This is a genomic window from Glycomyces endophyticus (assembly GCF_039531525.1).
In the GTDB taxonomy this organism is placed as follows: domain Bacteria; phylum Actinomycetota; class Actinomycetes; order Mycobacteriales; family Micromonosporaceae; genus Glycomyces; species Glycomyces endophyticus.
In genome coordinates this window covers 32,716-54,322 of sequence record NZ_BAAAQF010000022.1, presented here as the reverse complement: position 1 = coordinate 54,322, position 21,607 = coordinate 32,716, and the positions used below count along the sequence as shown (strand labels likewise).

Sequence of the window (21,607 nt, the reverse complement as noted above, 5' to 3'; positions counted from 1 at the left end):
GTGCTCCCTTCTCTCGCGGTGAAGACCGCGCGGCGGGCCGGGATTCATCGGCTTCAGCCGAACTCGGCGAACGCGGGCGCGTACGCGAACGTGCCGCCGAGCCCGGAGCCCCACGCGGCGAGGGTGCGGATCTGGAAGTACGGGCCCCATTCGGGGTGCTCGGGGGCGACGCCGTGGTCGGCGGCGGGGACGAATCCGAAGCGGCCGTAGTAGGCCGGGTCGCCGAGGAGGACGACGGCGGGCTCGTCGCGGGCGTCGGCGGCGGCGAGGGCGGCGTGCATGAGCGCCGAGCCGACGCCCCGGCGCTGGCGGGCGGGGTCGACGCCGATGGGGCCCAGACCGAGGACGCGGGTGCCGCCGACGGTGCCGTAGGAGGAGACGACGTGCCCGGCGAGGGTGCCGTCGATCTCGGCGACGAGGGAGTACCGCGGCTCCCACGCGCGGGTGCCGCGGAGGGCGTCGACGAGGTCGGCCTCGCCGCCGGAGGCGTGCGGGGCGGTCGCGAAGGCGGCGGCATGGAGGGCGTGGACGGCGTCGCGGTCGCCGTCGGTCTCGCGTCGGATGAGTGTCACCGCATGAGTATCCCCCGCTAGCGGTTCCCTGACGCGAGGATGGCCCGGGCGCGGCCGAGCATCGCCGGGTCGACCATCTCGCCGCTCGGGAGCGTCGCCACTCCCCCGCCGTCGAGGGCGGCCACGACGGCCTCCGCCCACGCGGTCTCCTCGGGGCCCGGTACGAAGACCTCGCGGATCACCGGGAGCTGGCTCGGGTGCACGGCGGTGCGGCCGTACAGGCCCAGGGACCTGCCGCGCTCGGTGTCGGCCCGCAGGCCGTCGAGGTCCCGGATCCGCGGGTAGACCGAGAGCATCGGGGCGGGCAGGCCCGCGGCGCGGGCGGCGACGAGCAGGCGGATGCGGGCGTGGTCGAGGACGGCCTCGGCGGTGGACCCGAGGTCGGAGGCGAGGTCGGCCTCGCCGAGCGCGAGCGCGGCGACCGCCGGGTGGGCGGCGATCGCGCCGGCGTTCTGGAGGCCGCGCGCGGACTCCACGAGCGCGGTCAGCGGCAGGCCCTCGGCGAGTGCGGCGATGACGCCGAGGTCCTCGGGCGACTCCACTTTGGGGATGCGCAGGCCCACCTGGGCGCCGGTGGCGCGGACGGCCCGGATCTCGTGGTCGGCGCCCCAGTTGACCCGCACCTGGACCGCGGGCCCGCCGGTGCGGCCGTGCAGCCATGCGGTGACGTGGTCGAGGGCCGCGGCCTTCGCGGCGTCGGCGACGGCGTCCTCCAGGTCGAGGATGACGACGTCGGCGCCGGAGGCGGCGGCCTTGTCGAAGCGGTCCGGGCGGTCGCCCGGCACGTACAGTGCGCTGACCGGGTTCATACGATCCCTTTCTCCCGCAGCCGTTCCAGCTGCTCGCGGGTGACGCCGACCTCGGCGAGCACCTCGTCGGTGTCCTGGCCGTGGCGGCGTCCGGGCCAGCGGATCGCGCCGGGCGTGGCCGAGAGCCGGAACAGGACGTTCTGCATCTTCACCGGGCCGAGCTCCTCGTCCTCGACGGTCTGGACGGTGCCGATGGCCCGGTACTGGGGGTCGGCGAGGACGCCGCGCACGTCGTAGACGGGGGCGACGGCGGCCTGCGCGTCCTCGAACGCGGCGACGACCTCGGCGGTGGGGCGGGCGCCGATCCAGGCGGCGACGGCCTCGTCGAGCTCGTCGGCGTGCTCGGCGCGGGTGTGCCCGGACGCGAACCAGGGCTCGGCGACGAGGTCGGCGCGCCCGACCAGGCGCACGACGCGCTCGGCGATCGACTGGGAGCTGGTGGAGACGGCGACCCACTCGCCGTCGCCGGTCTCGTACACGTTCCGCGGGGCGTTGTTGACCGAGCGGTTCCCGCTGCGCGGCTGGAGGACCCCGAGCTGGTCGTAGGCGGTGATCTGGCCGCCGAGGAGCATGAGGATCGGCTCGATGATGGCGAGGTCGATGACCTGCCCGGCGCCGTCGCGGTCGGCCGCGCGGAGCGCGACCATGACCGCGTAGGCGGTGGCGAGCGCGGCGACGCCGTCGGCGAGGCCGAACGGCGGCAGCGTGGGCGGCCCGTCGGGCTGGCCGGTGAGGGCCGCGAAGCCGCTCATGGCCTCGGCGAGGCTGCCGAACCCGGGGCGGCCCGAGTACGGGCCGGTCTGGCCGAACGCGGTGACGCGGGCGACGACGAGGCGCGGGTTGGCCTCGTGGAGCCGCTCGGGGCCCAGGCCCCAGCGTTCGAGGGTGCCGGGCCGGAAGTTCTCGATGAGCACGTCGGCGCCGGCGGCGAGGCGCAGCAGCAGCTCGGCGCCCTCGGGGGTCCCGAGGTTCACGGTGACGGTGCGCTTGTTGCGGCCCAGGGTCTTCCACCACAGGTTGACGCCGTCCTTGGACGGCCCGTGGCCGCGCGAGGCGTCGGGCTTCGTCGGGTGCTCGACCTTGACGACGTCGGCGCCGAAGTCGCCGAGGAAGGTCGCGGCGATGGGCCCGGCGAACAGGGTCGAGACGTCGAGGACCCGCAGGCCCTCCAGCGGCGCGGTCATGCGGTGCCCTCCTCACCGGTCGCGGGCAGGTCCCAGGCGATGCGGAACCCGATGCTGCTCGAGCGCTCCAGTCCGAGGCCGGGGAGCAGGAACTTCAGGCTGAACTCGGGGTCTCGGACGCCGCCGTCGGTGTACCAGTCGGAGCCCTCGGAGCGGTGGGCGCTGCCGCCCTTGAGCATCGCGAAGCGGGTGATCCCGTCGCAGTGCTCGCTCTCGGTCCAGTTCCACACGGCCGGTTCGCGGCGGGTGAAGCCGGGGAGGGCGGCGGCGAGCTGCCACTCGAACTCGTCGGGCAGGCGGGCGCCGGCCCAGGCGGCGTAGGCGCGGGCGTCGTCGAGGGACACCCCGGTGACGGGGGCCATCGGGTCGGCGTCCGCGGTGCCCGTGAGGAACCGGTGCGGGACCGTCGGCTCGTAGCCGCTGCGGTCGAGGAACAGCCGGTACTGCATGACTGAGACCTCGTTGGCGGCCACGGCGACCGGGCCGGTCTCGACGGCGAGGACCTCCTCGCGGTCGTCGTGGAGGCGCGGCGGGAGCGGCTTCCACTCCTCGACGTAGGGCGCGCCCTGGTAGAAGCCGGTCTCGCGGCGGCGGTAGGCGACCCGGAGGTCGCGGCGGCCGGCGGGGACGCGGACGGCGGTGTTCGGCGGGATCTGGAGCACGGACGCCTTGGGCCGCACGCGGACCGCCTCGCGGGCGGGGAAGGCCGCGTCGGTCGCGCCAGGGTCGGCGGCGGCCTCGCGCAGGAGCGCGTCGAGCCAGGCGGGGGCCGCGGCGCCGGGGGCGAGGTCGAGGACGCCCGCGATGCCGCGGGCGGGGACCTTGATCGCGCCGTCGACCTTGGTCCCGGCGGTGACGTCGACGCGGCGGCCGGTCGCGGGCGCGGCGAGGGGGTCGCCGACCCAGTCGAGGTCGCGCCGGTTCACGATCGTCCACAGTGTCACGTCACCGAGGGTCCAGCGGGAGACGTGGACGCCGGCGGCGACCGCCTCGGGGGTCGCGCCGTCGAGCGGGGCCCACTCGCCGTCGACGAGGACGTCGGCGGCGGCGCGCTGCACGCGCAGCATCCGGCGGAGCGTGGCCTCGTCGCGGCGGTTCCACCCGACCCAGACGCCGAACACGGCGTCCCACACCAGGATGCCGGTGCCGTTCATCCACGCGGTCTGGAGCTCCTCGGCGTGGTCGCGGTTCCAGCGGCGGATCGAGTGCATCATGTGGCGGCGCTCGTACCAGTGGGCGCGCTGCACGCCGGGGGCCTCGGAGTCGGCGAACCACTGGGCCCACGACAGGAGGTGGTCCTCGATGCGCGGGTTGGCGACGCGGGACTCGCCTTCGAGGACCCGTCCGGCGAGGGCGCGGGTGAGGGTCGCGTCGCCCTCCTTGAGGGTGTCGAGGAAGATGCCGTCGGCGTCGAGCTCGCGCATGAGGTCGGCGAGCTCGTCGGCGTCCCCGCGGCCGGTGCGGCGGGTGCCGGTGTCCCACGGGTTGTAGTCGACGAAGACGCGCAGGCCGCGGTCGTGGAACTCGCGCACGAGCGCGGCGAGGCCGGGCACGTCGCGGTAGTAGTCGAACTGGTTGCGGTCGTCGATGCCGATGACGGGGTAGGCGTGCCAGAGGACGAGCCCGTCGAGGCCGCCCTGGGCGGCGATCGAGTCGAGGAACCGGTCGACGGTGAAGCGCTGCTCGGCGTGGTCGAACAGGCGCTCGTCCCACAGCCAGACCTGGGCGACCGCGTACGCGCGGGAGGCCCAGCGGACCGCGGGGTTCTCGTAGGCCTTCCCGCTGTAGGCGAGGCGGGCGCGGGCCTCGTCGCGCCAGGCGGCGAGGTCCTCGCGCCAGGCGGGCCAGTCGGCGGGGTCGGCGGGCGCGGCGAAGATCTTCGCGATGTCCCCCGCCTCGGGGTCGATCCTCCCGCCGGGCGGCAGGGTCGTGGAGCGGTCGATGGGCCGGGGCACCAGCGGATTAATAGTGTTGGTGGCGGCCTCGTCGGGATCAGCGTGCGTCACGGAACGCCCGCACCTCCTCCAGTGTCGGAATGGACGGGACGGCGCCCTTGCGCTGCACGGCGAGCGCCGCGGCGGCGGTGGCGAACCCGGTGGCGGCGACGAGCGCGTCGAGGCCCTCGCCGTCGAGGGCGGCGGCGAACGCGCCGACGAACGTGTCGCCGGCGCCGGTGGTGTCGACGGCGTCCACGGTGTGGCTGGGCACGGTCACCGGGGCTTCGCCGGGGACGCCGACGAGGGCGCCCGCGGCGCCGAGCGTGATGATGACGGCGCAGCCGAGCCCGGTCAGGGCGGTCATCGGGTCGTCGGGTCCGGCGAGCTCGGCGGCCTCGTGCTCGTTGACGACGAGCACGTCGACCTCGCGCAGGACCGCGTGCGGCACGGCGCCGCTGGGGGCGGCGTTGAGGACGACGCGGGTCCCGGCGGCCTTCGCGGCCGCCGCGGCCTCGGCGACGGTGTCGACCGGGGTCTCGAGTTGGAGGACGAGCACGTCGGCGGCGGCGATCGCGGCGCGTTCGGCCGCGGTGAGGTCGGTGAGCTCGGCGTTCGCGCCGGAGTTCACGACGATGGAGTTCTCGCCGCGGCGGTCCACAAAGATCGCGGCGGTGCCGGTGGGGGCGTCGGTGCGGCGGTCGAGGAGGTCGATGCCGGCCGCGCGGGCCTCGGCGGCGAGGCGGTCGCCGGCGGCGTCGCGGCCGAGCGCGGTGATGAACCGGGTCGGCGAGCCCGCGCGGGCGGCGGCCACGGCCTGGTTGTTGCCCTTGCCGCCGGCGAACGAGCCGGAGCCGAGCGACAGGACGGTCTCCCCGGGCGCGGGAATGCGCTCGACCTCGTAGACGAGGTCGAGGTTGGCCGAGCCGAGCACGACGACGGTCATCGGGAGGCCTCCAGGGTGCGGGCGGCCAGGTCGGTGAAGCGCGCGTTCGCGAAGCCGGGCACCGAGGTGGCGTACCGGTCGCCGATCGGGTCGGTCCACTGCCGCGGCAGGGCCTTCGCGCCGGTGAGGGCGCCGGTGAGCGCACCCGCGGTGGCGCCGACGGAGTCGGTGTCCCAGCCGCCGGAGACCGCGAGGGTGATGGTGCGGTGGAAGTCGCCGCCGCCGCGGGCCAGCGCGAACGCGAGCAGGGCGGCGTTGGGGAGCACGTGGACCCAGTGCAGGTGCCCGTACTGGGCGTGGAGGGCGTCGACGGCGGCCTCGTCGTCGAGGCCGCCTTCGGCGAGGCCGGTGCCCCAGCGGATCGCGGTGGCGTAGCGGGAGTTCGCGGGGACGACGGACAGCCCGGTCTCGATGACGTCGTCGACGGAGGCGCCGGCGACGGCGGCGGCGCTGGCGGCCGCGGCGAACATGGCGCCGTAGACGCCGTTGCGGCCGTGGGAGAGGCGCGCGTCGGTCCAGGCGAGGAGGGCGGCCTCGACGGGCAGGCCCGGGCGGGTCCAGCCGTAGAGGTCGGTGCGGATCTGCGCGCCGATCCAGTCCTGGAAGGGGTTGCGCACGCTGCCGGCGCGGTCGGGTTCGACGCCGTCGAGGAGGTTGCGGTAGGCGATGCGCTCGGCGGTGAAGACGCGGCCGCCGGGGAGGAGGTCGAGCCAGGCCTGGGCGACGTGGTCGGTGGTGAAGCCGGGGCCGTGGCGCTCCAGGAGGTGGAGGGCGATGAGCGGGAAGTTGAGGTCGTCGTCCTCGGGCATGCCGTCGATGTTCTCGGCCAGGCTGGTGGGGCGCGAGCGGCGGTTCCAGGGGTGGGCGGCGGCGGTCTCGGGGTCGAGGCCGCGTTCGGTGAAGTACCCGTCGAGGGGCCAGTTGCCGGTGGACTTCGCGATGGCGCGGATGCCGGCGAGGGAGATCTTCTCGACGGGTTTGCCGAGGAGGCATCCGGCGGCGCGGCCGAGCCAGGCGCCGAGGACGCGGTCGGCGGTGTCGCCGGGGTCGGGGAGCTCGGGCGGGGCCGCGAGGGCGAGGACGGGGCCGAGGTCGTCGGGCTCGTTCGCGCGCAGCGCCTCGGGGTCGGGGAGCAGGTCGAGTTCGGCGAGGAGCTCACGGGCGAGGCCGCGGAGGGCCGCGGGCGCGGGCTCGGGGGTGGCGCCGGAGACGGGTGCGTCGGTCGAGCCGCCGGCGGCGGTCCAGCGGTCGCGGATCGCGTCCGCTTCGCGGCCGTCGAGGCGGGCGGCTTCGAGCGCGTGCGGGACGAGGTCCTCGGGTTGGGTCCAGGAGAGTCTGATCATGAGGAAGCTCCGTATGCGGCGGCTCCGGCGTAGGCGGTGCGGGCGGCGTCGACCCGCGCGGCGCGGTCGGCGTCGGCGGCCCAGATGTCGCGGGCGACGGCGGCGATGACGGGGCCGGTGGCGGTGACGTCGAGGCGGGAGTGGTCGCTGACGTCCTTGATCCACTCGGCGGGGACGGCGGCGAGGCCGCCGAGGGCGCCGGCGATCGATCCGGCCATGACGGCGATGGAGTCGGAGTCGCGGCCGTAGTTGATCGAGCCGAGGACGGCGTCGCGGTAGTCGCCGCGGGCGGCGATGAGCATCCCGAGGGCGATGGGGAGCTCCTCGATGGCCTTGGTGCGGCTGGGGATGCGGGCGTCCATGGCGGGGGCGCGGTAGTCGGGGCCGACGGTGTCGTACGGCTCGACGGCGCGGCGCAGCTCGGCGAGGCCGGCGCGCCAGTCGGAGATGTGGCGGGCGGTGTCGGCGACCGCGGCGATGGCGGCCCTGGTGCCGTCCTTGGCGAGGCGCAGGGCGGTGGCGACGACGGAGTCGACGTCGGCGCCGGGGCGCATGGCCTCGGCGACGGCGGCGGCGTAGACCCCGGCGGCCTCGCGGCCGTAGGAGGACTGGTGGGCGCCGGCGACGTCGATGGCCTCGGCGTAGGCGGCGTCGGGGCTGCCGGCGTTGACGATGCCGATGGGGGCGGCGTACATGGTCGCGCCGCAGTTGACGATGTTGCCGACTCCGGCTTCGCGGGGGTCGATGTGGCCGTAGTGGAGGCGGGCGACGAGCCACTTCTCGGCGAGGAAGATGCGGTGGAGCAGGAGCCCTTCGGCCTCGAACTCGGGGATCCAGCGCTTCTCCCCGATGAGGAGGGGCACGAGGTGGGAGGCGACGGCGTGGGCGTCGAGGTGGTCGCGCACGTCGGCGTACACGTCGACGAGTGCGCAGGTCATGAGCGTGTCGTCGGTGATGTGCCCGTCGCCCTTGTGGTAGGGCGCGATCGGGCGGGCGTTGCGCCAGTCCGCGTTGAAGGGCGGGACGATCCCCTCGATGAAGCCGCCGTAGCGCTGCTGGATCGCCGCGGGCGTGTTCCCTTCGGCGGCGCCGCCGAGCGCGTCGCCCACCGCCGCGCCGGCGAGCGCGCCGGTCGCCTTGTCCGTCAGGACGTCGTTCAGCGGACCAGTGTTCGGCGCCAGGGTCATCGTGTCTCCTCAGTTCGGTTCGGGTGCCCGCCGGGGCCGGGGCCCCGGCGGGCGGAGGTGTCGCGGGCGGTGCTAGCCGAGGCTGTTCCAGCCGTCGGTGAGCTGCGCCTGCAGCTCCTCGACGGTGATCTCGTCCGCCAGGTACTGCTGGAGGGCGGGGGTGGCGTACTGGTCCTTCCACTGCGGGTAGTTCACGGCGGACTGGAACGGTGCGGCCGAGAGGCCCTCGCCGGAGGCGAGGATGGCGCCCCAGCCGTTGTAGCCCGCGGTCTGCTCGGCGACGAGGTCGCGGGCGGCGGTGGAGGACGGGATCAGCCAGTCGCCCTGGGCGAGCGCGGCCTGGTGCTCGGGCTGCATGAAGAAGTCGATGAACGCGGCCGACTCCTCGACGTGCTCGGACTCGGCGGCCACCGACATGGTCTGCGGGTTGGCGGCCTGGACGGCGCCGGCGGTGCCCGCGAGCGGGGGCAGGACGGCCCAGTTGAAGCCCTCGGGCGCGGACTCGGTGATCTGCTGGGCGATGTAGTTGCCGGCGACGTACATCGGGTACTTGCCGTCGAAGAAGCCGGGCAGGACGTCGGAGCCGGACTGGGTCAGGGAGACCGGGTCGAGCGAGCCGTCCTCGTAGGCCATGGCGTGGATGCGCTCGGGCACGGCGAGCTCGTTCGCGCCGACGTCGATGGCGTCGCCGTCGAAGTAGGTGCCGTCGAAGCCGAGCGAGAGGTTCATGACCGCGGCGGTGGGCTGCTGGAGGCCCCATCCGAGGCCGAATCCGCCGTCGCCGGCGACCTGGGTGGCGAGGGACTGGAAGTCGTCCCAGGCGAGGGCGTCGCCGGCCGGGAGCTCGACGCCGGCGTCGGCGAACGCGTCGGTGTTGGCGAAGACCACGTAGGACTGGAGCAGGGTCGGGGCGGCGACGATCGAGCCGTCGGAGGCGGTCACGGTGCCCCAGATGTCGTCGGAGACCGCGGACTTGGTGTCGTCGCTGAGGGGGTCGCTCAGGTCGGCGAGGTAGCCCTGCTCGGCGAAGCCCATGATGTCGGCGGACTCGTCGTGGATGATGTCCGGCGCGGTGCCGCCCTGGAACTGGGTCACGAGCTGGTCGTGGACGTTGTCCCAGGAGCCTTGGACGAGTTCGACCTGGACGTCGGGGTTGGCCTCGTTCCAGGCGTCGACGATCTCCTGCGTGGCGGCGATCGTGGAGTCCTGGTAGGCGAGGGACTGGAAGGTCAGGGTCACCTTCCCGCCGTCGTCGCCGTCGTCGCCGACGCCGAAGGCCGAGCAGCCGGTGAGCGCGATTGGCAGGGCGAGCAGGCCTGCTACCGCGGCGACGCTGGCGCTGGTGCGAGTGCGCATTGCTTTCTCTCTTTCCATAGTGGTCGGCACGGTCAGCCTTTGACCGCGCCGCTGAGGAGTCCGGCGGTGAGCCGTTTCTGGATGAGCATGAAGAACACGAGGCTGGGGACGCACGCGATGAGCGCGGCGGCGGCCAGCGGCCCGAGTTGGACCTGCCCCTCGGCGCCCACGAAGCGGGCGAGGGCGAGCGGCAGGGTCTGCATGTCCGGGTCCTGGATGAGCACGAGCGCGAAGAAGAACTCGTTCCAGGAGTTGATGAACGTGAACAGGCTGGTCGCGACCAGTCCGGGGGCGAGGAGCGGCAGGACGATCTTCCAGAGCGTCTTGAGCCGGCCGGCGCCGTCGACGGCGCTGGCCTCTTCGAGTTCGACCGGGATCGCCGAGACGTAGCCCTGGAGCATCCACAGCGCGAACGGCAGCGCCCACACCGCGTACACCAGGACCAGGCCCAGCAGCGTGTTCACCAGGCCGATGTCCTTGAGCAGCAGGAACAGCGGGATGATGATGAGGATGAACGGGAAGACCTGCGACAGCAGGATCCACCCGGTGGCGACGGCCCGCAGCCTCGTGCGGAACCGCACCAGGGCGTAGGCCGCCGGGAGCGACACCGCGGTGACGATCGCGGTGGTGGTGACCGCCGTGAGCAGGCTGTTGGCGGCGGCCTGGAAGAGGTCGGCGCGCTCGATCGCGGCGGTGAAGTTGTCGAAGTTGAGCGACTGCGGGAGGAACGACGGGTCGGGCGAGCGGATCTCGCGGTCGGTCTTGAACGCGGTCGTGAGCAGGAAGATCAGCGGGAACGCCAGGAAGCACATGTACGCCAGGAGCGCCAGGTACTGGAGCGGGCGGGCGACGGGGTTGCGCATCGACTTGCTCATGAGTTCCGGCTCCGCATCTGGGCGCGCAGGTACAGGATCAGGAAGGCGCCGATGAGGACGACCATGACGTTGCCCATGGCGGCGGCGTAGCCGAAGTTGCCGTACCGGAACGCCTCGTTGTAGGCGAACAGGCTCGGCAGCATCGTGGTCCCGCCCGGGCCGCCCGCGGTCAGGACGAACACGAGCGCGAAGGAGTTGAAGTTCCAGATCAGGTCGAGCGTGGTGATGGCCGTGACGATCGGGCGCAGCGCCGGCAGCGTGACGTGCCAGAACCGGCGCCAGGTGCTCGCGCCGTCGATGGCGGCGGCCTCGTTCAGCTCCGCGGGCACCGACTGGAGCCCGGCCAGGAGCGTGATCGTGGTCTGCGGCATCCCGGCCCACACGCCGACGACGATGACCACCGGGAGCGCGATCGCGGACTCGCCGAGCCAGTTGATCGAGGACGGCAGGCCCAGCGACTCGAGGGTGCGGTTGACGGGCCCGTAGTTCGGGTTGAGCATGAGCTGCCACATGATCGCGATGATCACCGGCGGCATCGCCCACGGGACGAGCGCGAGGGTGCGGGCCAGCCAGCGCAGCCGCAGGTTCAGGTTGAGCAGCAGCGCGAGCCCGAGTGAGGCCAGGAACTGGAGGATCGTCACCGAGAAGGCCCAGATGAGGCCGATCTTGAACGAGTTCCAGAACAGCTCGTTGCCGGCCAGCGCGACGTAGTTGTCGAGCCCGTTGAAATTCGTCTCGGCGTTGAGTCCGGCCTCGGCGTCGGTGAAGCCGAGGAAGACGCCGTACACGAGCGGGTAGACGCTGAAGAGCATCACCGGCAGGAGCGCGGGCAGGACCAGGAGCCACGCGTCGCGGCCCTCGGTCGAGCGGCGGCGCCGGCGCGGCGGTGCGGGTGCGGCGAGGGCGGTCATGCCGGGCCTCCGGTGGATTCGCGGACCGACAGGGCCGGGGGGATGACGATCCGGCTGACGGGGGCGCCGGGGTCCTGGATGCGGCGGATGAGGAGCTTCGCGGCGGCCTTGGCCCGCTTGGCGGAGCCGAGGTCCACCGAGGTCAGCGACGGGGTGGCGAGCTCGGCGGCGTCGGTGTCGTCCATGCCGACGACGGCGACGTCCTCGGGGACGCGGGTCCCGGCGGCGGCGAGCTCCTTGAGGGCCGCGACGGCGAGGAGGTCGTTGGCGCCGATGATCGCGTCGGGGCTGGCCTGGCCGAGGAGCGCGGCGGTGGCCTTGCGCCCGGCCCGGTAGGTGAACGCGGCGGCGGTGACCTGGAGTTCCGAGGAGGTGGTGAGGCCGAACCGCTCGATCGCCGCGAGGTATCCGGCGAGGCGGGCCGAGCCGGGGACGGTGTCGACGGGGCCGTTGACGAGCGCGATGCGGCGGCGGCCCTGGGCGACGAGGTGCTCGACGGCGAGGCCGATGCCCGTGGCGGAGTCGGCGCGCACGTTGTCGAGTTCGACGTCGGCGGGGAGTGTGCCGATGACGACGATCGGGAGGCGGCTCGACTTCATGGCCTCGACGAGGTCCTCGGTGATGCGCAGCGGGCTCATGAGGAGCCCGTCGGCGTAGCCGCGGTTGAGGCTGGTGACGAGGTCGATCTGGGAGGCGGGGTCGCTGCCGGTGGAGGAGACGACGAGCCGGTAGCCGGCCTTGGCGACGATCCCGGTGACGGTGCGCATCATCTGCACGTAGACGGGGTTGCCGACGTCGGCGACGGCGAGGGTGATCTGGTCGGTGCGGCCGGTGCGCATGGTGCGGGCGCTGGCGTGGGGGACGTAGCCGAGCTCGGCGGCGGCCTCGCGCACCTTGCGGGCGAGCCCCTCGGAGGCGGAGCCGCCGTTGAGGACCCGCGACACGGAGGACACGGACACGCCGGCCTTGGCGGCCACGAGCTGGAGGTTGGACTTCGGTGTCTCAGCCATCCTCATCCCTGCGAGGTAGAAGGGGTTTGGGAACGTTCTTAAGAACGTTTCCAAGAACGATATCAGAGATCTTCCGAAACGCAACAGCAGTCACACCAGCACCGCTCCCACCCGCTGTCGGGCCTGCAGGGAGGAGTGGGGTCGGACCCCGGTGGGGCGTTCGTCTGCCTCGGTCGCGGTGGCGGTGGATGCGAGCGCGACGGGGCGTGTCCGCACCGGCCGCGGCGGCCGCCGGACCACCTCCGCGGCCGCCCGACCCGGCTCCCCTGCGGTGCGGCCTACACCCGCGGCTCCGCGGCACGGGCCGGCGCGCGGCCGGTGCTACGTTCGGCGCGGAAACCGACCGAAGGAGTCCCGGCCATGGCCAAGAACCCCGTCTTCCTCTACCGGATGCTCACCCTCGCCGAAGGCTGGTCCTTCGTGCTCCTCCTCGTGCTCGGGTCCGGCCTCAGCCGCGTCTCCGACATCGACCTCGTCATGCCGCTGGGGTCCCTCCACGGCGCGCTCTTCGCGCTGCTGGTCGGCTCGACCCTCCTCATCCGCCGCCGCCTCGGCTGGGGTTTCGGCACCACGCTGCTCGCGCTCGCCTGCTCGGTCGTCCCGCTGGCGCCGTTCTGGTTCCACCACCGCAAGCGCGAGGAGTTCCTCGCCGCCGAACGCGCCGTGGCCCAGCCCGCGTAGACCTCGCGAACGCGAAACCGCCCCGGCGCATCGCCGGGGCGGTTTCGCGTTCACTCAGTGCGCGCGGCTCTTGAAGGAGCGGAGCCGCAGGCTGTTGCCGACGACGAAGACGCTGGAGAAGGCCATGGCCGCCCCGGCGAGCATCGGGTTGAGCAGGCCCAGGGCCGCCAGCGGGATCGCGGCGACGTTGTAGGCGAAGGCCCAGAACAGGTTGCCCTTGATGGTGCCGAGCGTGCGCCGTGAGAGCCGGATGGCATCGGCCGCGCCGCGCAGGTCGCCGCGCACCAGCGTGATGTCGGCGGCCTCGATCGCGACGTCGGTGCCGGTGCCCATGGCGAGGCCGAGGTCGGCCTTGGCGAGCGCGGCGGCGTCGTTGACGCCGTCGCCGACCATCGCGACGACCTTGCCCTGCTCCTGGAGCCGGGCCACGGCCGCGACCTTGTCCGCGGGGAGGACCTCGGCGATCACCTCGTCGATGCCGACCTCGGCGCCGATGCGCTCGGCGACGGCCTGGTTGTCGCCGGTCAGCAGGACCGGGGTCAGGCCGAGGGCCTTGAACTGGGCGACCGCTTCGAGACTGGTCGGCTTGACGGTGTCGGCGACGACCAGGACCCCGCGGGCCTCGCCGTCCCAGGCGACGGCCACGGCGGTCTTGCCCTCGGCCTCGGCGTCGGCCTTCGCCTCGGCGAGCGCCGGGTCCAGTTCGAGCTTCCAGTCCGCGAGGAGGCGCTCGCGGCCGACGACGACGTAGTGCCCGTCGACGACGCCCTGGACGCCCTTGCCCTCGACGTTCTGGAAGTCCTCGACCGCCGGGAGCGGCCCGTCCTCGGCCGCGCGCCTGGCGATCGCCTGGGCGACCGGGTGCTCCGAGGCGTGCTCGATCGCGCCGGCGAGGCGCAGCAGCTCGGCCCGGTCGACACCCGCGGCGGGGAGGGCGTCCACGAGGGACATCTTCCCGGTGGTGACCGTGCCGGTCTTGTCGAGCACGATCGTGTCGACCCGGCGGGTCGACTCCAGGACCTCCGGGCCCTTGATGAGCACGCCCATCTGGGCGCCGCGGCCGGTGCCGACGAGCAGCGCGGTCGGCGTGGCCAGGCCCAGGGCGCACGGGCAGGCGATGATGAGGACGGCGACGGCGGCGGTGAACGCCGAGGCCGCGGGGAACCCGGCGCCGAGCCAGAACCCGAGGGTGCCGACCGCGATCGCGATGACCACCGGCACGAAGACGCCCGAGACGCGGTCGGCGAGGCGCTGGACCTCGGCCTTCCCGGACTGGGCCTCCTCGACCAGGCGCGCCATCTGCGCGAGCTGCGTGTCCGAGCCGACGCGGGTGGCGCGGACGACGAGGCGGCCGCCGGCGTTGACGGTGGCGCCGGTGACCGGGTCGCCGACGCCCGCCTCGACGGGGACGGACTCGCCGGTGAGCATGGAGGCGTCGATCGCGGAGGTGCCGGAGACGATGACGCCGTCGGCGGCGATCTTCTCCCCCGGGCGGACGACGAACTCGTCGCCGACCGCGAGCTGCGCGACCGGGACGCGGACCTCGGCGCCGCCGCGCAGCACCGCGACGTCCTTGGCGCCCATCTCCAGCAGGGCCCGCAGGGCCGCGCCGGCCCGGCGCTTCGAGCGCTTCTCGAAGTACCGCCCGGCCAGGATGAACATGGTGACGCCGGCGGCGACCTCGAGGTACAGGTTGGAGGCGCCGTCGCTCGGCTCGACGGTGAACTCGAACGGGTGGGTCATGCCGACCTCGCCGGCCGTGCCCCAGAACAGCGCGTACACCGACCAGGAGAACGCGGCGAGCGTGCCGACCGAGATGAGCGTGTCCATCGTGGCCGCGCCGTGGCGCAGGTTCGTCCAGGCGGCCTTGTGGAACGGCCAGGCCGCCCACAGGATCACCGGCCACGCCAGCGCGAGCGACAGCCATTGCCAGTAGTCGAACTGGAGGGCCGGGACCATCGACATGGCGATGACCGGGACCGACAGGACGATCGAGGCGGCGAGGCGGTCGCGCAGCGAGGTGAGCTCGGGGTCGGGGCGGTCCTCGCCTTCGGCCTCGGGTTCGGGGGCCGCGGGGAGGGCGGCGGTGTAGCCGGTCTTCTCGACGACGGCGATGAGCTCGGCCGGGTCGGTGCCCGCGGGGGCCTCGATCCGGGCCTTCTCGGTGGCGTAGTTGACGCTGGCGGTCACGCCGTCGAGCTTGTTGAGCTTCTTCTCGATCCGCATGGCGCAGGAGGCGCAGGTCATGCCGCCGATCTCGAGTTCGATGCGGTTCGCGGCGGCGGGGGCCGATGCCATGGGTCTTCCTCTCTTCTGCTCGGTCGCTCAGTCGTCGTGGGAGTCGGTGCCGTCGTGCCCGTGCGGGGACTCGGTCTCGGCGGGCGCGGCCGGCTCGGTGCCGTCGGTGTCGAGGACGAACGGCGCGGTGTGGACCTCGCCGTCGACCTGGAAGTCGAAGTAGAGCAGGTAGCGGCCCTCGGTGGGCGCGGCGGTGGCGAAGGCGACGGTGGGGCCGGAGGTGGTGCCTGGCTCGGGGTCGTCGCCTTCGGGGTGGACGTGGAGGTAGCCGAGGTCGCCTTCGCGGAGGGCCACGAGGTGGCCCCAGGCGCCGAGGTAGGGCTCCAGGGCGGTGACGGGTTCGCCGTCCTTCGCGACCTCGATGAGGAGCTCGGAGGCGGCGGCCGAGAGGTCGCCGGTGATCGTGACGTCGAAGCCGTCGACGCCGGCGGTGCGGGAGACCGGGTTCTCGGCGCGCGGCGCGTACTCGCCGGCGACCTCGAAGGTCTGCGAGAGGGTCACGTCGATCTCCTCGGCGGCGTCGCCGGGGACGAAGTCGGCGAAGACGCGGTAGGTGCCGGGCTGGGCCCAGGACCAGGGCAGGGACCAGGTCTCGCCGTCGAATTCGGGGTGGACGTGGCGGAACTCGGCGCCGTCGGCGCGCACGACGACGAGGTGGAGGTCCTTCTCGTGGGACTCGGTGTACTCGGTGAGCGGGGCGCCGCCGGGGGCGGTGACGCCGAAGGCGAGGACGCCTTCCTCGCCGACCACTGCGGGGGCGGCGACCTCGCTCATGAGGTAGCCGTCCTGTTCGATCGAGAGGCCGCGGACCGGGTCGGCCTCGTGGCCGCCGTGGTCTTCCACTTCGGTCTCCATCTCCATGTCGTGCTCGGGTTCGGCCTCGGCGAGGCGGTCTTCGACGGCGCCTTCGGGGACCGTGTTCGCGGCGAGCGCGAAGGTGCCCCCGAACAGCGCGGCGAGTCCGAGGCCGAAGGCGCCCAGTTTGACGGGGGTCCTCATGAGACGCGCACCGCCTCGTAGCCGGCCTCGTCGACCGCGGCGAGGACGGCGGCGTCGTCCACGGGCGCGTCGGCGGTGACGACGAGCCTGCCGGTGGCGGCGCTGACGTCGATCCGCGAGATCGGGCCGATCTTGCCGACCTCTTCGCGCACGGACGACTCGCAGTGCCCGCACGTCATGCCGGTGACCTGGTATTCGATGACGCTCATGACGGTTCCTCTCGCTCAATCATACCCCAGGAGGGTATCTCCTTGATCTGAATTTATACCCCCTAGGGGTATCAAGTCAACAGGCGGGCCCCACTTTCTCCCGCCGGGCCCCTGACGTGCGGGATTCCGCCGTGGGCGGAATGGATTGAATCCGCCGGGCGCCGCGGCTTACCGTGAACCATGGCTGAGACTCCCCCGAACCCGGTCGACGCGCCGGAGCGGACCCGACCGAGCGCACCGAGCGAGCGGAGGGAGCCGCTGTGGCGCGACGCCCTCGGCGAGCAGCTCCGCGCGACCCGCCGCGACCGCGGCGAGACCCTGAGCGAGACCGCCGACCGCGCGGGGATCTCCCCGCAGTACCTCTCCGAGATGGAGCGCGGCGTCAAGGAACCGTCGAGCGAGATGATCGCCGCCGTGGCCGGCGCCCTGGAGACGAGCCTCGGCGACCTGGTCCTCCAGGTCGCCGAGCGGATCATCCTCGACCGCGCCGCTCCCCCGGCCGGCCCGGTGTGCCGGGCGGCGTACGCGCTGGCCGCCTAGCGGCCGCGGTCCGGGCCCGGTCCGCGACGCCGGGCGGGCCCGCCGCGGCGCCTGGACGGAACCGGCGCGCGTACCCGGTGGTGCGGCGGTTGAGGGTGGTGCGAGGAGGACGCCGGACGTCTCCTTGACCCATGCGACTCGAAGCCGACGGCCCGGCCTGGGCCCCTGGAACGCTCGTGCGGCACCGGCCGATCCCGCGGCGCCTCTGGCCGGCCCCGGCGGCGGCCGGGTACCGGATCTTCTACCGCGGCTTCGGCTTCGACAGGGCGCGGCGCCTCGTCTCGGGTTCGGCGTTCCTGCCCGCCGGGCCGGCCCCGGACGCCGGTTGGCCGGTCGTGGCCTTCGCGCACGGCACCACGGGGCTGTCGAACGCCTCGGCGCCGTCCAAGACCGGGTTCTCCCGCCTCGAGCGCGCGCACGTGGGCCGCTGGCTCGCCGCCGGGTACGCCGTCGCCGCGACCGACTACGAGGGCCTGGCCACGCCCGGGCCGCACCCGTACTTCAACGGCGAGGCCGTCGCCGACGACGTCATCGACGCCGTGCGCGCCCTCCGCGGGCTCGGCCACCCGGTCGCGGACGCCTGGCTCGTCGCGGGGTTCAGCCAGGGCGGCCACGCCGCGATGCACGTCGCCAACATCGCCACCGGCTACGCCCCCGAGCTCGACTTCCGCGGCGCCGTCGCCCTCGCACCGGCCGCATGCGTCGCCGACCTCGTCGCCCACCTCACCGCGGACGGGGCGGCCCCGCTCTCGCCGATCGCGGTCCTGACGCTGGCGGGCGTGCGCGTGTCCCATCCGGGCTTCGACGTGTCCGGCCTGCTCGCGCCCGCCGGGGCCGCGCTCGTCGCGCAGGCCGCGGGGGCGACGCTCAAGGAGATGTGCCGGGCGGTGCGCGGCGTGAGCAACGACCGCGCCGGGACCACCGGGATCGCCGCCGTCCCCGCCGTGGCCGCGGTCCTCGCGGCCGCGAGCGTCCCGGTGACCTATCTCGACCGGCCGGTCTTCATCGCCGCGAGCCGCGCCGACGAGATCCTGCCCTACGAGCCGATCCGCGTGTTCGCGGACGGGCTCCGCGGGGCCGGCGCCGCGGTCCTGGAGGTCCCGCACGAGGGCGCGGCCCACGCCGACATGCTCGCCGTCGGCCATCCCGGCGCCCTCGCGTTCGGGCGCGCGCACCTGGCCGCGGAGGCGGCCCCGGTCGAAGTCGCGGCGCACCGCTTCGACCTGCTCGACCGGTCCTGCGACGGGCGCCTCGCCCGCGACGACTACGACGCGTTCGCCCTGCGGCTGGCCCGCTCCCTGGGCCGCGGTCCGCGGTCGAGTGAGGCGGCCGCGGTGCGCGGGGGCTACCGGCGGCTGTGGCAGGCCGTGCGCACCGCCGCGGACGCCGACGAGGACGGCGCGGTCTCCGCGGCGGAGTACCGCGACTGGGCCGCGAGGGAGGCGCGGAGCGGGGGCGGGTTCGCCGCGGCCGTGCGCCCGCTCGCCGAAGCGGTCGTCGGCCTGGTGGACGAGGACGGCGACGGCGTCCTGGACCGCGCCGAACTCGCGCGGCTCCTCACCGCGTGCCGCCTGGACTCCGCCGAGGCGGAGCGCACCTCCCGCGAGCTGGACGGCGACGGCGACGGCAGGGTCGGCGTCGACGACCTCGTCGACGCGGTGCGCGCGTTCTGCGTCGGCGAGGACCGCCCCGGGGCCTGGCTGTTCGGGCGGTTCTGACGCGCACCGGAGTCACTCAGCGTTCGGGGGCCGCCGGACGGGTCTCGATGACGCCCGATCCCGTCAGGAGGCCCTTGAGGAGGGCGAGGCCGTCGCCGAAGACCGGCAGCAGGAACACGGCGTGGCCGAGGTACCACCACGAGAGCGGCCGCGTCGCCTCAGGCAGGGCCAGGAGCACGCCCGCGGCGGTGGCGGCGAGCGGGCCCGCGGCGGCGGCCCCCGCCGACTGCCGGCCGGTCATGCGGCCGTGCGGGATGACCGAGATGCGGGCCCGGGTGCGCTCCACGGTCACGGCGGTGACCGCGGGCAGGCGTTCGAGGACCGCGGCGTGGGCGCACTCGTGGAGGACGAAGGAGCCGGTCAGGCCCGCGACGACCGCGGCGAAGATCCAGGCCGCCACCGGGAGCTGCGTGGTGTCGCCGCTGACTGCCGCCCAGGTCAGCGCCGCGCCGAGGATCAGCGAGGCGAGCAGCAGCAGCGGCCGCACCTGGGCCGCCACCGCGAGCGCCGCGCTCCGGACGGCGCGTCCGGAGCGGGCGGCGGTGGCGGCGCTACTCACTCCGCTGGGCCAGCAGGTGCCGGCGCCGGGTCTGGAGCGCGTCCAGGATGATCTGCACCAGGGCGATGAAGGCCGCGACCACCGCGAAGACCACGAGCAGCGGGACGAACCCGTCGACTCCCATGGTCACGCTGGTGGTGTCGGCGGTGGCCTCGGTGACCTCGAAGTAGACGGCGTCGAAGAGCGCGGTCTTGCGGACCGGCTCGTCACCGCTGGTGGAGAACATGAGCAGCATCAGCGCCACCACGGTGGCGGCCAGGGTGATCACCAGGGAGCTCCCGAGCGACACCACGATGATCCGGAACTTCTTCACGGTTTCTCCTCTTTGATTCGTTGGCGTGGATCTCGACGATGGAATGGGCGGCGACGACCAGGGCGCAGGCGGCGAGCACGGCCTGCGTGAGCGGCGCGGGCAGGTGCAGCATGCCCAGGCCGATCGCGATGAGGCCGAACATCACCGCGGCGCAGGCGATGCCGAGCAGGACGGAGAACGGGTTGTTCTTCTCCGAGGGGAAGACCACGGAGATCCAGACGGTCAGCACGATGCCGGCGAAGGCGCTGAGGACCGGCGTGGCGGAGTCGGCCATCGCCACCGGGTCGACGAAGGCGCCGATCAGGAACTGCGGCACCGCGAAGGCGACCAGGAGCAGGGCCTGGCCCTTGCACAGCCGCAGGTAGACGACCGCGGCCGACCGGGTCGCGGACGGCAGCCGGCGCAGCGGCTCGGTCCCGGCGTAGTGGTACAGGCCAGCCGTTGAGAGCGCCACCAGGCTCCACATCGGGTTGAGGCCGTTCCCGGCCAGCAGCAGGTACGCGAACAGCAGGACGGCGATCACGGCGGCGACCGCGGTCTGGGAGTTGCGGACCAGGCAGTAGTCGTAGGGGTGGAGCACGCGGCCCGCGTACCGGCCGGTGAACACCGCCAGGAACCGCGACTGGCGCACGTACTGGCTCGGCGTCAGGAAGAGGTTCGCCGCGGTCAGCGCGGCCACGGCGACCGCGGACACCGCCAGCGCCACGGCCGGGCTCCGGTCCCACATGGACGCGACCGCGGTCTGCCAGTGGAACGCCCCGGTCCGGTCGTAGTACCCGTCGGTGATCGCGACGATGGTCGCGTTCATGGTGGTGGAGTACCAGACGAGGAGCAGGAACAGCACGATCACCGACAGGAGCCCGGCGATGCCCCCCAGCCGCAGCAGGGTCCACAACCGCACCAGCAGGTGGTGGAGCACCCCGAGTCCGAGGTAGACGACCAAGGCGGGGACGGCGAACGCGGTGAGCAGGTACGGGACGGCGGCGAGGCCCATGAGCGCCAGCGAGGTCACCGCGAGCGCCGAGAACCCCAGGGCCACCACGACGCCGGTGATGGCGGCCTCGTACATCAGGAACGCCAAGCCGCGTTCGCGGTTGGTGACCGGCAGCTGGTACGAGAGCTCCAGCATGTCGGCGGCGTTGATGAACAGGACCTTGATGACCAGGAACGCGCCCATCACCCACAGGACGAGCGAGACGGTGCTGATCGCGAACATCAGCTCCCACAGCTCGGGGGTGAGGGCCAGCGGCTCCAGGAACAGGTACGCGGCGGCGCACAGCACGGCGAACAGCAGGGCCGCGAGGACCGCGGCCCCCGCGCGGACGGTGCGGGAGCGGAAGGCGCCGGAGCGGAGCACCCGGCGGCGGAAGAACAGCAGCAGCAGGGCGGCCAGGTACCGCGACTGCCGCACGCGCAGGTTCACCGGTCGCCCGATTCGAGGTGGGACCGGACCATGGTGTCGAGCGATCCGTGGTCGGCGACGAGTTCGGCGGTGGGGGCGTCGTGGACGACGCGGCCGCGGTCGAGGAAGACGATCCGGTCGGCGAGCCGTTCGAGGACGGGGAAGTCGTGGGTGCACAGCAGGACCGACAGCCCGTCGTCGCGCAGGCCCGCGAGCTCCTTCTCGGCCAGGTGCATCGCCTCGAGGTCGATGCCGTTGAGGGTCTCGTCGATGACGGTGAGGCGCCGGCGCACCAGCAGCGCGGTCATGAGCTGGGTCTTCTTGCGCATGCCGTGCGAGTAGTCCTCGATGAGGTCGTCGTAGCGGCCGTCCATGGCGAACCGGGAGCAGAGGTCGAGGGCCGACTCGCGGTCCGCTTCGAGGCCGTAAAATCGGGCGATCATCGCCGTGTACTCGGCGGCGGTGAGGAACTCGGGCAGGTAGTCGTTGCTGGAGAGGTAGACGGCCTTGCGCTTGGCCTCGGGCGCGGTGTGGGGGAGGCCGTCGACGGTGATGGTACCGGACTGCGACCGCAGCAGGTCGAACACGTTCCGGATGAGGGTCGACTTCCCGGATCCGTTGGGGCCCAGGAGGCCCACGATCGATCCGCGCGGGACGGCGAAGCCGACGCCGTCCAGGGCCTTCGCCTCGCGCCCGTAGGAGTAGGTGAGGCCGGTGATCTCGAGGTCGTTCACGTTCCCGCCTTCGCGATGCCTGTCGGT

General features: G+C 73.5%; 21 protein-coding genes. 3 read left to right on the top strand and 18 right to left on the bottom strand.

The genetic code is table 11. The features are described from left to right. Window positions 1-53: 53 nt before the first annotated feature. The 11 genes from ABD419_RS20955 to ABD419_RS20905 all read right to left on the bottom strand — a co-directional run bounded on the left by ABD419_RS20955 (window position 54) and on the right by ABD419_RS20905 (window position 12,127). Window positions 54-572, bottom strand: a complete 519-nt coding sequence (locus ABD419_RS20955; RefSeq protein ID WP_344490657.1) for a GNAT family N-acetyltransferase — start codon at window positions 570-572, stop codon at window positions 54-56. Window positions 573-589: 17 nt separating this feature from the next. Continuing rightward, entirely contained in the window at window positions 590-1,381 is a 792-nt protein-coding gene (locus tag ABD419_RS20950) for an HpcH/HpaI aldolase/citrate lyase family protein (RefSeq protein WP_344490654.1), read from the bottom strand. Then, window positions 1,378-2,565 (bottom strand): CaiB/BaiF CoA transferase family protein, encoded by a 1,188-nt coding sequence (locus tag ABD419_RS20945; RefSeq protein WP_344490651.1) that lies wholly within the window; start codon window positions 2,563-2,565, stop codon window positions 1,378-1,380. Before ABD419_RS20945 ends, ABD419_RS20950 begins: the two co-directional genes overlap by 4 nt. Continuing rightward, window positions 2,562-4,571 (bottom strand): SUMF1/EgtB/PvdO family nonheme iron enzyme, encoded by a 2,010-nt coding sequence (locus ABD419_RS20940; protein ID WP_344490648.1) that lies wholly within the window; start codon window positions 4,569-4,571, stop codon window positions 2,562-2,564. Before ABD419_RS20940 ends, ABD419_RS20945 begins: the two co-directional genes overlap by 4 nt. Beyond that, window positions 4,558-5,445, bottom strand: coding sequence for a ribokinase (locus ABD419_RS20935; RefSeq protein WP_344490645.1), 888 nt, complete (start codon window positions 5,443-5,445; stop codon window positions 4,558-4,560). The genes ABD419_RS20940 and ABD419_RS20935 overlap by 14 nt, the downstream gene beginning before the upstream one ends. Continuing rightward, the gene (locus ABD419_RS20930; protein ID WP_344490643.1) at window positions 5,442-6,788 is read right to left on the bottom strand and encodes an ADP-ribosylglycohydrolase family protein; all 1,347 of its coding nucleotides are present in this window, start codon (window positions 6,786-6,788) and stop codon (window positions 5,442-5,444) included. Before ABD419_RS20930 ends, ABD419_RS20935 begins: the two co-directional genes overlap by 4 nt. Next, window positions 6,785-7,975, bottom strand: a complete 1,191-nt coding sequence (locus ABD419_RS20925; RefSeq protein WP_344490640.1) for an ADP-ribosylglycohydrolase family protein — start codon at window positions 7,973-7,975, stop codon at window positions 6,785-6,787. The genes ABD419_RS20930 and ABD419_RS20925 overlap by 4 nt, the downstream gene beginning before the upstream one ends. A gap of 72 nt (window positions 7,976-8,047) precedes the next feature. Then, window positions 8,048-9,331 (bottom strand): ABC transporter substrate-binding protein, encoded by a 1,284-nt coding sequence (locus ABD419_RS20920; RefSeq protein WP_344490637.1) that lies wholly within the window; start codon window positions 9,329-9,331, stop codon window positions 8,048-8,050. Window positions 9,332-9,363: 32 nt separating this feature from the next. Further along, on the bottom strand, window positions 9,364-10,206 hold the full coding sequence (locus ABD419_RS20915; protein ID WP_344490634.1) for a carbohydrate ABC transporter permease: 843 nt from the start codon (window positions 10,204-10,206) through the stop codon (window positions 9,364-9,366). Beyond that, entirely contained in the window at window positions 10,203-11,117 is a 915-nt protein-coding gene (locus tag ABD419_RS20910; protein WP_344490631.1) for a carbohydrate ABC transporter permease, read from the bottom strand. Before ABD419_RS20910 ends, ABD419_RS20915 begins: the two co-directional genes overlap by 4 nt. Next, window positions 11,114-12,127: a LacI family DNA-binding transcriptional regulator gene (locus tag ABD419_RS20905; protein ID WP_344490628.1), complete on the bottom strand. Its 1,014-nt coding sequence runs from the start codon at window positions 12,125-12,127 to the stop codon at window positions 11,114-11,116. Before ABD419_RS20905 ends, ABD419_RS20910 begins: the two co-directional genes overlap by 4 nt. A 360-nt stretch (window positions 12,128-12,487) precedes the next feature. On the opposite strand from ABD419_RS20905, the gene ABD419_RS20900 reads away from it, so the two are divergent. Further along, window positions 12,488-12,808 carry a DUF3817 domain-containing protein gene (locus ABD419_RS20900; RefSeq protein WP_344490625.1) on the top strand — a complete coding sequence of 107 codons (321 nt, stop codon included), beginning with the start codon at window positions 12,488-12,490 and terminating at the stop codon, window positions 12,806-12,808. 54 nt (window positions 12,809-12,862) lie between these two features. Here ABD419_RS20900 and ABD419_RS20895 read toward each other — a convergent pair whose 3' ends face one another. Genes ABD419_RS20895 through ABD419_RS20885 form a run of 3 tightly spaced genes read right to left on the bottom strand, consistent with a single transcriptional unit; the run spans window position 12,863 to window position 16,314 of the window. Continuing rightward, a complete protein-coding gene (locus ABD419_RS20895; protein ID WP_344490622.1) occupies window positions 12,863-15,106 on the bottom strand; it encodes a heavy metal translocating P-type ATPase in 2,244 nt (747 codons plus the stop codon). A 27-nt stretch (window positions 15,107-15,133) separates the two neighbouring features. After that, on the bottom strand, window positions 15,134-16,105 hold the full coding sequence (locus tag ABD419_RS20890) for a heavy-metal-associated domain-containing protein (protein ID WP_344490619.1): 972 nt from the start codon (window positions 16,103-16,105) through the stop codon (window positions 15,134-15,136). Continuing rightward, window positions 16,102-16,314: a heavy-metal-associated domain-containing protein gene (locus tag ABD419_RS20885; protein WP_344490616.1), complete on the bottom strand. Its 213-nt coding sequence runs from the start codon at window positions 16,312-16,314 to the stop codon at window positions 16,102-16,104. The genes ABD419_RS20890 and ABD419_RS20885 overlap by 4 nt, the downstream gene beginning before the upstream one ends. A 180-nt stretch (window positions 16,315-16,494) precedes the next feature. Between ABD419_RS20885 and ABD419_RS20880 the strand changes: the two genes are divergently transcribed. Continuing rightward, a complete protein-coding gene (locus tag ABD419_RS20880; protein ID WP_344490614.1) occupies window positions 16,495-16,854 on the top strand; it encodes a helix-turn-helix domain-containing protein in 360 nt (119 codons plus the stop codon). Between the two features lie 131 nt (window positions 16,855-16,985). Further along, window positions 16,986-18,572 (top strand): lipase family protein, encoded by a 1,587-nt coding sequence (locus ABD419_RS20875; RefSeq protein WP_344490612.1) that lies wholly within the window; start codon window positions 16,986-16,988, stop codon window positions 18,570-18,572. A gap of 16 nt (window positions 18,573-18,588) precedes the next feature. On the opposite strand, the gene ABD419_RS20870 is transcribed toward ABD419_RS20875, so the two are convergent. Genes ABD419_RS20870 through ABD419_RS20855 form a run of 4 tightly spaced genes read right to left on the bottom strand, consistent with a single transcriptional unit; the run spans window position 18,589 to window position 21,580 of the window. Continuing rightward, window positions 18,589-19,131 (bottom strand): hypothetical protein, encoded by a 543-nt coding sequence (locus tag ABD419_RS20870; RefSeq protein WP_344490609.1) that lies wholly within the window; start codon window positions 19,129-19,131, stop codon window positions 18,589-18,591. After that, entirely contained in the window at window positions 19,124-19,399 is a 276-nt protein-coding gene (locus ABD419_RS20865; protein ID WP_344490606.1) for a hypothetical protein, read from the bottom strand. Before ABD419_RS20865 ends, ABD419_RS20870 begins: the two co-directional genes overlap by 8 nt. Continuing rightward, window positions 19,338-20,867: a hypothetical protein gene (locus tag ABD419_RS20860; RefSeq protein WP_344490603.1), complete on the bottom strand. Its 1,530-nt coding sequence runs from the start codon at window positions 20,865-20,867 to the stop codon at window positions 19,338-19,340. Before ABD419_RS20860 ends, ABD419_RS20865 begins: the two co-directional genes overlap by 62 nt. Beyond that, window positions 20,864-21,580, bottom strand: coding sequence for an ABC transporter ATP-binding protein (locus ABD419_RS20855; protein ID WP_344490600.1), 717 nt, complete (start codon window positions 21,578-21,580; stop codon window positions 20,864-20,866). Before ABD419_RS20855 ends, ABD419_RS20860 begins: the two co-directional genes overlap by 4 nt. Window positions 21,581-21,607: the final 27 nt, after the last annotated feature.